Annotated in this window: 16 protein-coding genes; 4 read left to right on the forward strand and 12 right to left on the reverse strand. The window is 59.1% G+C overall.

What is annotated here, in order from left to right:
- Positions 1-29 precede the first annotated feature (29 nt).
- The 3 genes from EHN06_RS19770 to EHN06_RS19780 all read right to left on the reverse strand — a co-directional run bounded on the left by EHN06_RS19770 (position 30) and on the right by EHN06_RS19780 (position 2211).
- Complete coding sequence (locus EHN06_RS19770; protein WP_127334183.1) at positions 30-623, reverse strand: exopolysaccharide biosynthesis protein; 594 nt, start codon at positions 621-623, stop codon at positions 30-32.
- Between the two features lie 27 nt (positions 624-650).
- Positions 651-962 carry an outer membrane protein assembly factor BamE domain-containing protein gene (gene bamE, locus EHN06_RS19775; protein WP_127334184.1) on the reverse strand — a complete coding sequence of 104 codons (312 nt, stop codon included), beginning with the start codon at positions 960-962 and terminating at the stop codon, positions 651-653.
- Between the two features lie 136 nt (positions 963-1098).
- Entirely contained in the window at positions 1099-2211 is a 1113-nt protein-coding gene (locus EHN06_RS19780; protein WP_127334185.1) for an NADH:flavin oxidoreductase, read from the reverse strand.
- A 90-nt stretch (positions 2212-2301) separates the two neighbouring features.
- Here EHN06_RS19780 and EHN06_RS19785 point away from each other — a divergent pair, with 90 nt between their 5' ends.
- Positions 2302-2781, forward strand: a complete 480-nt coding sequence (locus tag EHN06_RS19785) for a winged helix-turn-helix transcriptional regulator (protein WP_127334186.1) — start codon at positions 2302-2304, stop codon at positions 2779-2781.
- A gap of 158 nt (positions 2782-2939) precedes the next feature.
- Positions 2940-3677, forward strand: a complete 738-nt coding sequence (locus EHN06_RS19790) for an OmpW/AlkL family protein (RefSeq protein ID WP_127334187.1) — start codon at positions 2940-2942, stop codon at positions 3675-3677.
- A gap of 107 nt (positions 3678-3784) precedes the next feature.
- Here EHN06_RS19790 and EHN06_RS19795 read toward each other — a convergent pair whose 3' ends face one another.
- From EHN06_RS19795 to EHN06_RS19835, 9 genes are all read right to left on the reverse strand, one after another.
- Positions 3785-5110 (reverse strand): DEAD/DEAH box helicase, encoded by a 1326-nt coding sequence (locus tag EHN06_RS19795; protein WP_127334188.1) that lies wholly within the window; start codon positions 5108-5110, stop codon positions 3785-3787.
- 348 nt (positions 5111-5458) lie between these two features.
- Entirely contained in the window at positions 5459-7000 is a 1542-nt protein-coding gene (locus EHN06_RS19800; RefSeq protein ID WP_127334189.1) for a hypothetical protein, read from the reverse strand.
- Positions 7001-7005: 5 nt separating this feature from the next.
- Entirely contained in the window at positions 7006-7926 is a 921-nt protein-coding gene (locus tag EHN06_RS19805) for a lysophospholipid acyltransferase family protein (RefSeq protein WP_127334190.1), read from the reverse strand.
- A gap of 105 nt (positions 7927-8031) precedes the next feature.
- On the reverse strand, positions 8032-9558 hold the full coding sequence (locus EHN06_RS19810; protein WP_127334191.1) for a flavin-containing monooxygenase: 1527 nt from the start codon (positions 9556-9558) through the stop codon (positions 8032-8034).
- 156 nt (positions 9559-9714) lie between these two features.
- Positions 9715-10068, reverse strand: coding sequence for a DUF1428 domain-containing protein (locus EHN06_RS19815; protein ID WP_127334192.1), 354 nt, complete (start codon positions 10066-10068; stop codon positions 9715-9717).
- Positions 10069-10104: 36 nt separating this feature from the next.
- Positions 10105-10464 carry a YciI family protein gene (locus EHN06_RS19820; protein ID WP_127334193.1) on the reverse strand — a complete coding sequence of 120 codons (360 nt, stop codon included), beginning with the start codon at positions 10462-10464 and terminating at the stop codon, positions 10105-10107.
- Between the two features lie 72 nt (positions 10465-10536).
- Entirely contained in the window at positions 10537-11775 is a 1239-nt protein-coding gene (locus EHN06_RS19825; protein WP_127334194.1) for an RNA polymerase sigma factor, read from the reverse strand.
- Between the two features lie 89 nt (positions 11776-11864).
- Positions 11865-12440 (reverse strand): YgjV family protein, encoded by a 576-nt coding sequence (locus EHN06_RS19830; RefSeq protein ID WP_127334195.1) that lies wholly within the window; start codon positions 12438-12440, stop codon positions 11865-11867.
- Positions 12437-13474 (reverse strand): NAD(P)H-dependent flavin oxidoreductase, encoded by a 1038-nt coding sequence (locus EHN06_RS19835; RefSeq protein WP_127334196.1) that lies wholly within the window; start codon positions 13472-13474, stop codon positions 12437-12439. The genes EHN06_RS19830 and EHN06_RS19835 overlap by 4 nt, the downstream gene beginning before the upstream one ends.
- A 115-nt stretch (positions 13475-13589) precedes the next feature.
- Here EHN06_RS19835 and EHN06_RS19840 point away from each other — a divergent pair, with 115 nt between their 5' ends.
- Together EHN06_RS19840 and EHN06_RS19845 are read left to right on the forward strand one after the other, a co-directional pair.
- Positions 13590-14621, forward strand: a complete 1032-nt coding sequence (locus tag EHN06_RS19840) for a histone deacetylase family protein (RefSeq protein ID WP_127334197.1) — start codon at positions 13590-13592, stop codon at positions 14619-14621.
- 96 nt (positions 14622-14717) lie between these two features.
- Positions 14718-15398: a transglutaminase-like domain-containing protein gene (locus EHN06_RS19845; RefSeq protein WP_127334198.1), complete on the forward strand. Its 681-nt coding sequence runs from the start codon at positions 14718-14720 to the stop codon at positions 15396-15398.
- The last annotated feature ends 10 nt before the right edge of the window (positions 15399-15408 follow it).

Raw genomic sequence — 15408 nt, forward strand, 5'->3', positions numbered from 1 at the left:
CCTCGTTTTTTGCCGGTCCAGCCTGCCGCTTACCCACCAAGATTTCGGGCAAGCATGATTGGGCCAGTCAATGAGATCCCCCAGGCCAGCAGAGCCAGCACGCCGTCCTTTGAGATCATCGTCAGGCCGAATAACACAAGGGCCACGCCGGCAATGGTGGAGCTAAACGGCACCAATTCCGTTGCCGGCATCACTACCGCAATCACCATACAACCCAGCGCCATTACATAAAGTCCGGGCCCCCTGACCAAAAGGGTAAGTCGTGGACGGATCAGGCGGTCAATCTTACTGGCAGGTGGGCGCAACAACTTCAGCCCCTGCACGAATTTCCTACGCGGCACCCTCCGCCGCACCAACCAGCCCGGTAACCAGAAATGCTTTCGCCCCAGCAAAACCTGTCCCAGGGTCAACAGGGTAAGCACCCCCATCAGCGTCGGTATTCCCGGCACACCGCTGAGGGGGGTCACCAGAATAAGGCCCACCAGAAGCACCACGGGCCCGAACGTTCTGCGCCCGATAGCGTCCATCATTTCGCCAATGGAAACGTGGGACCGGTCGGCCGCCACGGCCTCTAACCGGTCCAGCAACTGTACTATATTAGCCGGGTCACTCTGGTCATCCATAAGCCCAGCCTCCGGAGGCCCTGGCACCTACTCAGTGGTGTTATAAACGTAGGAAGATACCGTTCCGTCCTGATTGAAACGCACTACCAGGTCCGTTGTTTCCGCGTCACCAAAAGCGGACCAACGGTACTTGCCGTATGTCCAGGTGCGTTTGCCATCCTCAATACCAGTACGCCAGGGCTCGCCAAACATCTCCTGGATGTCCGCGCGGGTAGTTTCCCCAATCTCTATCTGGTCAACGTTATGGGTGGGGAAGTCCTGGCCGACAGTGGCGCAGCCAGCAACGATTAACGACAAGGCAACCAGAAAAATGGCAGGAAAAGAGGTGATTCGCCCCATGGTGTATCCCTTCTGTTGATGATCGATACATCAATCATACGGGTTTTAAAACAAGCATAAATTACAGCAAAGACAGACGCAAAAAAGCCCCGGTGTTTAGCCGGGGCTCATCGTCAACGCATCCTGGTGTCCCGCCTCAGTAAAGCTTCGCCAGCGACTTCTTCGCAAATGCTTCCACTTCGTTCAACCGGCCTTCCTTCACCTTCACCAGCCACTCAGGATCCTGCAGCAGCGCGCGGCCAACGGCAATCAACTCGAATTCGTGGTTGTTCATGCGTTCCACCAGTTCGTCGATACCGGCCTGCTCCACTGCTTCTTTCTTGCTGGCGAAGGTACCGCTGATGAAGTCTTCGGTCAGACCCACGCTACCAACGGACATGGTGGGCTTACCGCTCAGTTTCTGGGTCCAGCCGGCGAGGTTGAGATCGGAACCTTCAAACTCCGGCTCCCAGAACCGACGAGTGGAGGCATGGAAAATGTCCACACCGGCGTCCACCAAGGGCTTGAGGAACTGTTCCAGTTCTTCCGGACTGTTCACCAGTTTCGCCTCGTAATCCTGCTGCTTCCATTGGGAAAAACGCAGCATGATCGGGAAATCCGGCCCCACACGGTAACGAACGGCTTCGACTATCTCGACCACGAAACGCAAGCGGTTTTCCATGCTGCCGCCGTACTCATCGTCGCGCTGGTTGGTGCCGTCCCACAGAAACTGGTCGAGCAGATAACCATGGGCGCCGTGAATTTCGACACCATCGAATCCCAGGGCCTTGGCATCCTGCGCAGCATCCGCGAAAGCCGTGATCACATCTTCAATGTCTTCCTTACTCATGGCCTTGCCATTGGGCTTGCCCGGAGCAAACAGGCCGGAGGGGCTGTAGCCCGGCACTTTCGGATCCGGCTCTGTGCCTTCCTTACGCACTGCGCCCACGTGCCACAACTGGGGGAAGATGGCGCCACCGGCTTCATGAACCGCATCGACAACGTCTTTCCAACCGGCAAGGGCTGCATCACCATGGAAAAACGGCACATTCGGGTAACCATTGGCGCCAGGGTGATTCACTGTGGTGCCTTCGGTGATCAACAGTCCAACGCCACCTTCCGCGCGGCGACGGTAGTAGTCCACCACGTCCCGGGTCGGTGCATTACCGGGTGAGAAATTACGGGTCATCGGGGCCATGGCAACGCGGTTGCGCAGGGTCAGGTTATGGATTTCAAAGGGCTCAAACAGGGGGCCAAGATTCATGCTCATAGTAGATCGCAACCTCATTAATCTGGTTTCTTTACGCAACCTTATTTAATCTGGTTTTAAAATGCAACCCTATTAGGTACACTTCCCGACATGGCCAGAAAACGTTTTGATGATTCGAACTGCTCCGTCGCCCGTGCCCTGAATGAAGTGGGGGACTGGTGGTCACTGCTTGTGGTACTGCATGCAATGTACGGTACACGGCGCTTTGTGGACTTCCAGCAGGAACTGGGCATCGCCCGCAACATCCTCTGCGACCGTCTGGCTCGGCTGGTAGACAACGAGGTTCTCAAGAAGGTGGATGTCGGTGAACACGGCTCCCGCTTCGAGTACCGCCTGACCGAAAAAGGCCGTGACCTGTTCCCGGTGGTGATTGCCCTGCGCCAATGGGGTGACAAGTGGAATCCTGCGCCGGACCAGCCGGCACTGGACTTGCGGGATCGCGCCACCGGGCGCCCCATCCGTCAAATCACCGTTCAGAACGCTGACGGAGACTCTCTCACCGTTCGGGATGTGTTCGTTCCGGATGATGGCGATACCGACGCACGCAAGGACCAAAAGCAGGTCGGCTGACAAGCGGCAGTCTTTCGCTAACCACCATTTTTTTGAGCCAGATCAAGCCGATGGCTAACACTGCCCCCGCCCTCAGGCATTCTTGCGCTATATCAAGTTTTCAATCTCCGAGGCCATTACCCTGACGTCAATCACACTTCAGGTCCAAGGAGATTTTCATGTCCCGTGCTTTCCAACTCAGTGTTTTGGCTGTCGGGCTATTAACTGCCGCTCCAGCCACCCAGGCCTACGAAGCAGGCGATTTCATGCTGCGCGCCGGGGCCGCTCATGTAAATCCGAACGATTCCAGCTCTGACCTGAATCTTGAAGGTGTAGGCACCCTGCCGGACGCCAGGGTCGGCGTGGATTCCAATACCCAGCTCGGCATTACCGCAACTTACATGGTGACATCACATATCGGTATCGGCGTATTGGGATCAACCCCCTTCAAACATGATATCGATGGCGCAGGCGCCCTCAATGGTGTCGGCAAACTTGCCGAAACCAAGCACCTGCCTCCCACGCTGACATTGCAATATTTCCCGTTGGACAGTGGCTCCCGGGTTCAGCCCTATGCGGGTATTGGCGTGAATTACACCCATTTTTTTGAAGAAAAGACCACGACCACTCTGACAACCACTATCGATGGTGTTGCACAGAGCGTTCTGGGAACAGCACCGGGCACCATCAACGGTACCGAACTGGATCTCGACGCAAGTGTTGGTGTAGCACTGGAACTGGGTGTTGACTGGATGCTGGACGAGCACTTCGGCCTGAATGCTGCACTCTGGTGGGCAGACATCAGCACCGACGCTACCATTACCGCTCTGGCGGATGGCACGGAAGCAGCAAAAATCACCACAGAGGTCGATATTGACCCGATGGTTTACATGGTTGGCGTCACTTACAGGTTTTGATCCCCGTGCCCACCGGAAACCTCACGGTCTGTGGGTTTCCGGAAGGTACGTTCTCCTGTGCGGGGCTTCGGCCCCGCCTTTTTTAACAGGGGCAATACCTGACAGGGTTACGCGCTCTCACGAGCCGGTGAACGCCGGCCCTGACCACCGCCGCTATTCTGGCTGCGGCCACCACTGCGACCGCCCGGCTTACCACCGAAGCTGCGAGGGTTTCCTCCGGGTTTTCCGTTGCCACCGCCGTTACCATTGCGGTTACGGGCACGGCTCGGATCGGCCTTGGCTTTCGGTTTCAGTGGCAGGTTGTTTGTCGGCTCAAAGCCTTCCACGCTCTTGCGCGGCAGCTGTTTCTTGATCAGCCTTTCGATACCCGCCAGCATTTTGCCCTCGTCCGCACTCACCAGAGACAGCGCATGGCCGCTCTCACCTGCGCGACCGGTCCGGCCGATGCGGTGCACGTAATCTTCCGGCACGTTAGGCAGCTCAAAGTTCACCACCTGTGGCAACTGTTTGATGTCGAGACCACGGGCGGCAATGTCCGTAGCCACCAGCACGCGTACATCACCCTGTTTGAAATCGGCCAAGGCACGGGTACGGGCACCCTGTGACTTGTTGCCGTGGATGGCGGCAGCAGTAATGCCGTCCCGTTCCAGTTTCTGGGTCAGGCGGTTGGCACCGTGCTTGGTACGGGTAAAGACCAGCACCTGTTCCCAGCCGTTGTCCCGAACCAGCTTACTCAGCAAAGCGGTCTTCTGGCTCTGGTCCACCGGATAGATGGATTGCTTCACCTTTTCCGCTGTAGTGTTGCGTGCTGCGACTTCCACCTGAACCGGGTTATCCAGCAAGCCCTGAGCCAGGGTGCGGATCTCGTTGGAAAAGGTCGCGGAGAACAACAGGTTCTGGCGCTTGGCCGGCAGCAACGCAAGAATCTTGCGGATGTCGCGGATAAAGCCCATGTCCAGCATGCGGTCGGCTTCGTCCAGCACCAGGATTTCCACTTCGTTGAAGCGAACGGCGTTCTGCTGGTACAGGTCCATCAGGCGACCCGGTGTGGCCACCAGTACGTCCAGCCCCTTGCGCAGCTTCATCATCTGCGGATTGATTTTTACACCACCGAAGACCACGGCGGCCTTGGTAGGAATGTATTTGCTGTACAGGTTCACGCTGTCATGGACCTGTGCGGCCAGTTCCCGGGTCGGCGCCAGGATCAGGGCGCGGGGGCCTTTACCGGTACGCGGGTTTTCAGCCAGGCGCTGCAACAGCGGCAGGGTGAAACCGGCGGTTTTTCCGGTGCCGGTCTGGGCCGCAGCCATCACGTCCTTGCCGGACAGCACCGCAGGAATAGCCTGGGCCTGGATGGGGGACGGGGTTTCATAACCCTGATCGGACGTGGCACGGACCAGCTGCTCGGACAAACCGAGTGAAGAAAAACTCATATAAGGTGTACTCTTGATTGATTCTGCCTCCACGAACACCGTCGTCGGCGAATGTGGGCAGATGCCATGAACATTCATGGAATAAAAGACGACTACGGTCACGCGCCGTTAACGGGGTGACGTCCTCTGACAGGTCGTATCGGATGGGTCGCAAAGCGGCACGGGGCCGGAAACTGCGGAAATCCTTAGAGGCAGGATGCAGGCACGGTAACAGAGGCCCCGGGAAATAGCCATAGGTGGTTTTAATTAGCAGGTTTTTTATTTCCCTGGGCAGTGCAGGTATTGCTATTCGGTCGCCGCTTTTGCGAAGCCGGCAGGAGCATAGCTACCCGGTTCAGGTGCGGGGCCTCAGGTACAGGGTCCGGAGCGTTGACTGACAAAGCCCTTGAGGATCCTTTCCCAGCGTTCATAGATGAAGAAGTGACCACCGTCGGGCAGCAGGGTCAGTTCACTGTTGGTCAGCCATTCGTCCAGGCGGATGGCGTGCTGCACGTCGACCTGGCCATCCTGGTGGCCGTGCCACAGATAGACGGGAAGGTTCAGTTGATCCGGTGACGGTTCCGGGGTGCGCGCCACGGCCTTGAGGTCCTCCACGAACCCGCCGGAGCCGCGGCTGCAGGACTCCGCCATGGCACGTACGTACTGATCACGGGTTTCCGGGTCTTCCAGCAACTGCCGATCGGCATCCGATCCCAGATGCTTGCGGGGGTTGCGGAGGATACTGCGGGCCATCTGATTGAGGATCCTTTCCGCCAGCCCTGGCGCCTTGTCCGCCAGCGCCGCCACGTCGTCGGCCAGATCCTGAGTGGTGCGATCCTCCAGCGCATCGGATCGGCCATAGCCCGGCCGGTCCGGCACAATCAACCGCAAGTTGAGGCGATGGAGCACTTCCAGGCTTCCCGGCACCTCCAGACGTGAGCCACGGACACTGTGGAAGAAAATAATCGGGCGACCGGCCGGCTCGCCGTACTGGCAATAGGACAGCATGCGTCCGTCCACCGTCTTGAAATAACGGGTCTCGGCTTCATCCTCGATCTGCCGGGCGCTACTGCGGCCGGTCATTTCCGGCAGGCGGTTGCCAATCGGGGCAAGTCCGGACAGGATCAGCGACACCAGCTCCGCCTGACGGCTGGTGTCGGTCTTGCGGAAAATGGACTTGAACTGGCTGCGCACCGTGTGTTCGGACACGCCACGACGCTCCGCCATGTCACTCAACGACAGCCCCTCAATCAGGTGCCGCGTGAGGGACGCCTCCGCCTCGCTCAATCCATACAACTCAGCCACGGTGCTTTCATTCACCAGGTTGTTGATTTCAGGATTGGAGATGAACAACGTAACAACAGAGGCATCCTGTTGATTGGACTCCCGCACCACATCCGCTGGGCACACCATCAGCGATACCGAGCGCGCCGTGCCATGATCGTTTAGCATCATGGTGTGACTGGAACCCGCCTGTAGCGACCGCTGAATGGACTGATGAAGGGTACGGTGGTGTTCGCGGTTGTTGATGCGGACACGCCCGCCATGGTTGGCAAGGATACCGCTTTCCCGCAGGCTGATGTCTGCCTGACGGTTCATGGTCAGGATATTAAGGCCGTCATCCACCAGGGCAATACCCACCGGCAGCATTTCCAGGGTCTGACCCAGCAGGTCCTGAGCGGCTTCCCCCTGGCGCATCACCTGCTCCATTTCAAGCGCCTGGCTGATGTGGGGCAACAGTTCATCCATGATCCGGCTGCGGGCGTCGCGGTCCCGATAAACCGGGTCCTCATCAAACGGATTGGCGGTTTCCTTCAGGGCGCTGACCAGCTCCGGCCAGCGCTCCCGGTCCTGTGCCGCCTGATAAACCAGCAGCGCCAGTTCTGAGGTGGTAAACGGCTGTGACGACATAGCCTCTAATAGATCCCCGCGGCGCCCTCCGGCCGACTCTTGAACCGTTTGTGCAGCCAGAGGTACTGATCCGGAAACTCCCGGATAGTGGATTCAATAAAATGGTTCCAGGTTTCGGCATCCCGGGTCTTGTCTTCGCCGAACTCTTCCAGAATAGGCGAAAACTCCACACGATAACGACCATCGGCGAGTCGCAGATGACTGACACAGATCACCGAAGCGCCGGACTCGCGCGCGATGTAGCTGGGAGAACTGATACAACCGGCATCCACGCCAAAGAATGGCACAAAAAGCTCGGTCTTGCGGCCGAAATCCTGATCACAGGCAAACCACACCTGGCCGCCTTCCTTGAGGAATTTCATCATTCGCGGCAGCTGGCGCTTTGAGAACGGGCGGATGTTGAAGTGACGGCGCCGGCCCTTTTCGATCATCCGGTCGATGACGGGGTTGTCGTTGGGGCGGTACATGTAACCGGGTTTGTCCAGCTTGCAGGCAATCAGCGGCAACGCGAAGTCGAAGATGCTGTAGTGGGCGCCGATCAGCAACACCCCCTGATTCCGGGCCGTTGCTTCTTCCAGGTGCTCCAGTCCGTGTATTTCTGTGCTCTCGCAGTAACCGGACATGTCACGCCACCACGCGTGGGTGCTTTCCAGGAAGCCACGGGTGCAGGCGATGAAATTATCCTGCACCAGTTGCTCCCGGTCATTTTCGGCCAGTTCGGGCAGGCAGGCGGCGAGGTTGATGTGTGCCACCCGGGAGCGGGATTTGAGCTTGCGCTCCAGAAAACACCCCAGACGCCGACCAACCCGCTGTTTCGCCGACATTGGCAGCAGCGACAGCAGATACAACGTGAAGACAATCAGCCAGGACGGCCAGTAAACCGGATGCCACAGGGGGCTGTTTTTCTTTTTGGCCGTTTTCGACATACATCAATAGCCTTTACAGCAAATAATAAGGCCAGAGAGCCTGACATATTCCTGCGCAGACTAATAGATGCATTGAGTAACCGGGCCCGCAGGCCCGGTCAGTCTTTATGAGCCGAACAGCGCCGAACGCAGCGGCTTCAGGAACCCGGTGGAACTTTCAGACGCCTCACGGGAACGCTTGCCATCGAACTCCAGGTAGCCATCCTCAATGGGCTCGAAACGCAGGATCTTCACATCTTCCAGATAATTCTGGGACGCTTTCCACGGGCCGTGGGTCCCCTGCTTCGGCAACCGGTCTTCCGCACGTTTGATATAGCCGGAGCTGAGCGCCCCCAGAATCGTGTCCTCGCCAAGGCTGTTTTCGGTATCCCGTGGAACCACCACACGACTGCCCTTTTTGTCCATGTGGTTAATCAGGCGGCACAGATATTCACTGGCAATATCCGCCTTCAGGGTCCAGGAGATGTTGGTGTAACCGAAGATCATGCCAGCGTTGGGTACCCCCTCCACCAGTACGTTCTTGTAGATGATCTTGTCCTTCATCACCACCGGTTCGCCGTCCACCGCCGGCTCGATACCACCCAGCATCTGGATATCCAGGCCCGTGGCCGGAATGATGATGTCTGCTTCAAGCTCTTCGCCGGATTTCAGACGGATGCCGGTCTCAGTGAAACGCTCGATGTGGTCGGTGGCGATGGAGGCCTTGCCCGACTTCAGCGCCTTGAACAGATCGCCGTCCTTGACCACACACAGGCGCTGGTCCCACGGGTTGTAGTCCGGAGTAAAGTGGCGCATATCCGCCTTGCCGTTGACCTGCTGCTTGATGATGCTCAGGAACAGCCGGCGCATGGCCTTCGGGCTCTTGCGTGAACGCTCGTACAACAGACGCGCAATGGAGATATTGCGGGCGCGGGTGATCTTGTAGGCGACCTTGGCCGGTAACACCTTTTGCAGGCCCAGGGTGACCTTGTCGGTGGAAGGCAACGGCATCAAGTAGGTAGGCGAACGCTGCAGCATGGTGACGTGCGCCGCTTCTTCCGCCATGGTCGGCACCAGGGTAATGGCGGTGGCGCCACTGCCGATCACCACGACTTTCTTGCCGGCATAGTCCAGATTCTCGGGCCAGTGTTGGGGGTGAACCACCTGCCCCTTGAAGTCTTCCTCGCCGGGGAAATCTGGCTTGTAGCCCTTGTCGTAATTGTAATAACCGGTACAGCCCACCAGGAAACTGGCGGTAAAGGTTTCGGTCGCGCCGCTCTCTTCGCGCTGGGCAGTCACTGTCCAGCACTTGTCGGCACTGGACCAGTCTGCGGTTTTCACCGCCAGGCCGTATTGAATATGCCTGTCGACACCGTTTTCCTCGGCCGTTTCTTTCACGTAGTTTTTGATGGAAGCGCCGTCCGCCAACACTTTGCCGCCGGTCCACGGGCGGAAGTTGTAGCCGAAGGTAAACATATCGGAATCGGAGCGGATACCCGGATAGCGGAACAGGTCCCAGGTACCGCCAAGGGATTGCCGGCGCTCCAGAATGGCGAACGACTTGCCCGGGCACTCGCGCTTGAGGTGGCACGCCATGCCGATGCCGGAAACCCCGGCGCCGATAATCAGTACGTCAAAATGTTGTTGGCTCATGGTAGCGGTCTCGCTCCTGATAAAATCTTCCTGGCCCTCTCCTTTGAACTATGGGTTCGGGCCAACCATGATCCAACGTTAGCGGCTTACGGCAACCGGGGAATTGGCCAATCTCCCGGTTGCCGTGCGTTCAGCGGGCCAGTCAGGGGCCCGGACCTACTCGTCCACCTCCATCTGGAAACCACCGTAAATCAGCCGCTTGCCATCGAAAGGCATGGGGTTGACGTCCGCCTGCAGGCGTGGGTCTTCCATTACCTTCGGCATCGCGGTGTTGCGCACGTCCTTCGACGGCCAGGTGATCCAGGAAAACACCACCGTCTCATCGGGCTGACACTTCACGGCCATGGGAAAGGAGGTGACCTTGCCCTCGGGCACATCATCCCCCCAGCATTCCACCAGGCTCAGGGCGCCGTGTTCCTTGAACACCACGGCGGCGTCCCTGGCGTGCTGGATGTATTTCTCCTTGTTGGCGGTTGGCACGGCGGCCACAAAACCATCCACGTATGTCATGTGTAATCCTCCGGTTTGATCGTCAGCTGGCGCGGTTCAGTCCTTGGGCGGCAGATCCCGCACCGGGCGGACCTCGATACTGCCCAGACGCGCCGGCGGAATATGGCTTGCCAGCTGCAGCGCCTCGTTCAGGTCCCGGGCCTCCAGCAGATAGAACCCGGCCAGCTGCTCTTTGGTTTCTGCGAAGGGACCATCCGACATCAAAACCTCGCCATCCCTGACCCTCAGGGTGGTGGCACTGTCCACCGGCTGCAGCGCCTGACCGGCCAGGAACTTGCCCTTCTCTGCCAGATTCTCCACACAACGGATGCACTCCTGGTTCAGGTCATGCCACTGCTGCTCGGTCATGTCATTGATGATCTGTTCCCGGTAGTAAACCAATGCCACGTATTTCATGGGCGGTCTCCTTTGTCGTATCCCATGTCCTTGTCGTCCGCCGATCGGTGATTTCGACACCGAACGGCAATTTTATTGCCCGTCGCCGCGATCCAACCGGGCTAACCGCTTCTCGAGAAAACGCCTTTCCTGGGCCTGGCTCGCCAGTGACAGAGCGCGTTCATAGGCAGTACGAGCTTGCTCTCTATGCCCGGCACGTCGGTGCAGGTCGGCCAGGGCGGCATGGAACAGGTGATAATTCTGAATGGCCTTGTGGGAAGACAGCCCCTCCAACAGGGCCACGCCGGCTTGCGGCCCCTCCAGCATGGCCACTGCCACGGCCCGGTTCAGGGCAACAACCGGTGTGGGTGAGCGCTGATAGAGCAGGTCGTAAAGACCCACGATGTCGTGCCAGTCCGTCTCCTCAAAACTCGGTGCATCGGCGTGGGCGGCGGCAATGGCGGCCTGCAGGGTGTATGGGCCCGCCGGCGCCTGCCCCAGCGCCCGCATAAGCCAGCCCTTGCCCAGGCGAATTTCCTCTTGGTCCCATAGGGTCCGGTCCTGGTCTTCCAGGGTCACCAGCTCACCCTGTTCATCCACCCGGGCCGCCTTGCGGGCATCCTGCAGCCGCATCAGGGCGACCAGACCAAACACGTCCCCCTCCGGCAGCAACGTTGCAAGCAGTTCCGCAAGGCGAATCGCCTCGGCCGTGAGGCTGGCGTCAATCAGCCCTTCCCCTTCGGTGCGAGCGTAGCCTTCATTGAACATCAGGTAGACGACGTGGAGTACCGCTCCGAGACGCTCCGCCAGACACTTGTCGTCAGGGACTTCGTAGGGAATGCCCGCCTCACGGATCTTGCGCTTGGCGCGCACAATCTTCTGGGCCGCCGTGGTGGGCTTTTGCAGCAACGCCCGCGCCACCTGCTCCGTGGTGAGTCCACAGACCTCCCGCAGCGTCAGCGCCAGTTGCGAATCAACCGCCAGCGCCGGGTGGCAGCAGGTGAAGATCAACCGTAACTGGTCGTCCTGCAGGGAAGATTCCGCCAGATCCGGGGTGTCGGAAGCCTCTGAGGCCCGGGCCAGTTCGTCGGCATGAAAGCGCACGGTCTGTCGCCGCCGTATCTGGTCGATACCACGGTTCTGACCACAGCGAATCAGCCAGGCCAGGGGATTGTCCGGCGCTCCCTGGGCCGGCCACTGCTGGGCCGCTGCCGCAAACGCTTCCTGCAGCGCCTCCTCTGCCAGGTCGAATTCCCCCAGCAAACGGATCAGTGTCGCCAGCACCTGCCTTGAGTGCTGACGGTAAACAGTGTCCAGATCCAGAGCATCCATCTCATTGATCCAATGGCCGATAACAAGGTTACTGAATAGTGTCGTATATCTTGAGGGAGACTGTCGTGCACCGGTTCATTAAATCGACATTACGATCGGCGGTCGGACTCACCCTCCAGCAGCGGCTCTATCACGTCTGGATACTTTTTCTTAAGGCGATGAAGGCGGATGATCGTGATGACGTTGGTCACCAGCACCATGCCCTCGGCCAGGGTGCCGCCCACCGAACCTATTACGATGTTATTGAGCATCCATGACAAAGCCGCCAGCCCGAGTACAATCCGCAGCGGTATACCCCGCAGCATGAACATACCCACCGTCCCCAGAACCGCGGCCGTCAGAGGAAAGATATCCGTCGGCACCTGCCAGGTAACGGCGGCCACCAGAAGGTTAATCGCCAGAATCACCGCCATGATCCGCCAACTGCCCTGAAACTTCCGCGCCAGGGCAATCCGCAGAATCACCAGCACCGTCAGCGCCGCCGCCGTCCAGCTCTGAAAGAACGCGAACATCAGGGCGAAGGCAACATTGGCGGAAATCAGCAGCACCATCAGCCGATCGTCATTCTTGTTGGCGAATCCGGCGATGCAGAAGCCCAACGCAATCAGACCGCAGATCTGCCCCAGCACGGCGGCCAGGGACAGGTCTGCAAAGAACTCGGTCATAATCCCTCAGCCAACTGGCGAATCAGCTCGGCGGCTGGCATTTCCCGGCAACCGGAGGCATTTTGCCCGGACCACAGGGGTGAAAAATCGCCGGAACCGGACGCCTCCGCCTTTGCCCGCAGCGGCGCAATCGCGGACGTGGCCAGTGGAAACGCCGGGGCGACCGCGGACATCGGGCCAAGCTCCCGCATCACCCGGTTCATAATGCCCCGGGCCGGGCCGCCGGAGAACAGATTGGTCAGAGCGGTGTGACGGGCCTGTGGGCTCTTCAGGATCTCCCTGTGGATCGGCCGCGTGGTGGCTTCCGGGCACAACATAAAGGCCGTACCCAGTTGGACGCCGGCCGCCCCCAGATCCATGGCCGCGCGGATGCCTTTGGCATCGGCAATCCCGCCGGCGGCGATCACCGGGCAGCGAACCGCCTGGATAACCTGGGGCAACAGCGCAAAGGTGCCCATCTGCGTGGACAGGTCGCGGGTCAGGAAGATGCCCCGGTGACCACCCGCTTCCAGTCCCTGGGCGATGATCGCATCCACCCCACACTCGTCCAGCCAGATCGCTTCTTCAACCGTGGTAGCGGTGGAAATAACCTTGGCGCCGGTGGTCTTTACCCGATTAAGCAAGGCGTCATCCGGCAACCCAAAATGAAAGCTGACCACGGCAGGCCTATAGGCTTCCACCAGCTCGGCTGCGTCTTCGTTAAACGGGGTGCGACCACCGCCGGTGGGAATGCTCTCTGGATCAATACCGTATTCCAGGTAGTATGGTGTCAGCGCTTCCCGCCAGGCCCGTTCACGGGTATTGTCAGGCTCGGGCGGCTTGTGGGCGAAAAAATTCACATTGAAGGGTCTGTTGGTCCCAGCCGCCAGCGTTTCCAGCTCAGCGCGCAACTCATCGGTCCCAAGCATGGCGCAGGGCAGCGACCCCAAACCGCCGGCGTTGGACACCGCCAGCGCCAGTTCGCTGCCCTGAACCCCCGCCATCGGCGCCTGGATGATAGGTATTTCAATTCCCAGAAGTGTTTGCAGCGTCATATCCTCTATCCCCTTTCCCTGAAACTCTCCCAGACTGCCACAATGCCTGGAATTGAGCCACGGCACTGCCTGTGCCAAAGTGATCTGAGTTCATCCACCCGGAAGTCTTCATGCCATGAAAACCGTATTCTCTCCCCTCCATGCCCGCCGGACCGTCAAAACCGAACTGGACGGAGGCCTACTGATCGAACCCCACGAGAAACCCTCGCGGGCAGAAACCATTCTTGCCCGGGTCCGGCATCAGGCACTGGGCGAGGTTCTGGCACCGGAAGAGTTTGGCCTGGAGCCGATAAAAAGAGTACACACGACAGATTACGTCACCTTCCTGGAAACCTGCTGGGATGACTGGGTGGCCGCCGGCAAGCCCGGTGAAGCCATTCCCGCCGTGTGGGCCGGTCGCGGTATGCGCCACCGCCTGCCCAGGGACATCGACGGTCGCCTGGGCTATTACAGCTTCGCGGCGGAAACCTCGATTACCGAAGGCACCTGGGACGCCGTCCGGGCCTCCGCCAACGTCGCGCTGACTGCCCAGAAGCTGGTGGCGGAAGGCGAGCGCGCCGCCTTCGCCCTGTGCCGCCCACCAGGCCATCACGCCCACGCGGATCTGTTCGGCGGTTACTGCTTTTTCAACAACGCGGCAATCACCGCCCAGGCCTTCCGGGATCAGGGCTACGACCGGATTGCTATCCTCGATGTGGACTTTCACCATGGCAACGGCACCCAAGCCATCTTCTATAACCGCAGTGACGTGTTGACCATCAGCCTGCACGGCGATCCGGATCTGGTGTTTCCCCATTTCCTGGGCTTTGAGGATGAGATTGGTGAGGGTGAAGGGGAAGGCTACAACCTGAACATGGTTTACCCGCCCAACACCCCTTACAACATCTGGAGCCAGGGCCTGGAAACCGCTTGCCAGCGCATCGAAACCTTCCGCCCGGACGCCCTGGTGGTGGCGCTCGGCGTGGACACCTTCGAGGAGGATCCGATCTCCTTCTTCAAGTTCACATCCGGTGACTATCTGACACTGGGCAAGCGTCTTGAGAAGCTGGGCCTGCCCACGGTGTTTACCATGGAAGGCGGCTACGATGTGGAGGCTATCGGGGTGAATGCGGTGAATGTGATGCAAGGTTTCGAAGGCAAGGAATGATAGAAAAAGGCAATGTCATTGTCGGAAAAGGCCATTGTCAGTAGCTTGCTAATTGGAGACGATCAGAACTCGATGCCTCAAAACCGGATGGACCATATGGAACGCTATCTCCAGCCTACCGCTTTCTTCAATTACGACCAGCCGGAGCTGAAAGCCTGGATTGCGGACCAGTTGGAGGGGGTGCCCGAAGACCCCGTCGAACAGGCAAAGGCGCTATACCTGGCGGTGCGTGACACCGTGAGCTACAACCCCTACGTGTTCCAGACCGACCCAAAGACCTTCAGCGCCAGCTACGCCCTCGAAAGCGGCGAGACCTACTGTATTCCCAAGGCAGTACTGCTGGGCGCGGCCGCCCGTTCCGTCGGTATTCCCAGCCGGCTGGGTCTGGCGGATGTGCGTAATCACCTGTCCAGCCAGAAGCTGATCGATTACCTGCAATCGGATATCTTCCGCATGCACGGTTTTATCGAACTCTACCTGAACGGGAAATGGGTGAAGGCAACGCCGGCGTTCAACGCCCGCTTGTGCAAACTGATGAACGTGGAACCCCTGGAATTCGACGGCCTCCACGATTCCATCTTCCAGGAATTCACGGAATCCGGCGACGCCCACATGGAATACGTCAACGATCACGGCGTGTTCGACGATGTTCCCCACGATTTTATCGTCGATGGCATTCGGGCCGCGTACGGACACCTGTTTGCCCAGAACGATATCAAGCCTGCCTTCTCGGGCAGTCTCGAAGAAGACGTATCGGAAGGCACTGGCCCTTTCTAGCCGGTAGCAT

The organism is Marinobacter sp. NP-4(2019), assembly GCF_003994855.1.
GTDB lineage: Bacteria > Pseudomonadota > Gammaproteobacteria > Pseudomonadales > Oleiphilaceae > Marinobacter.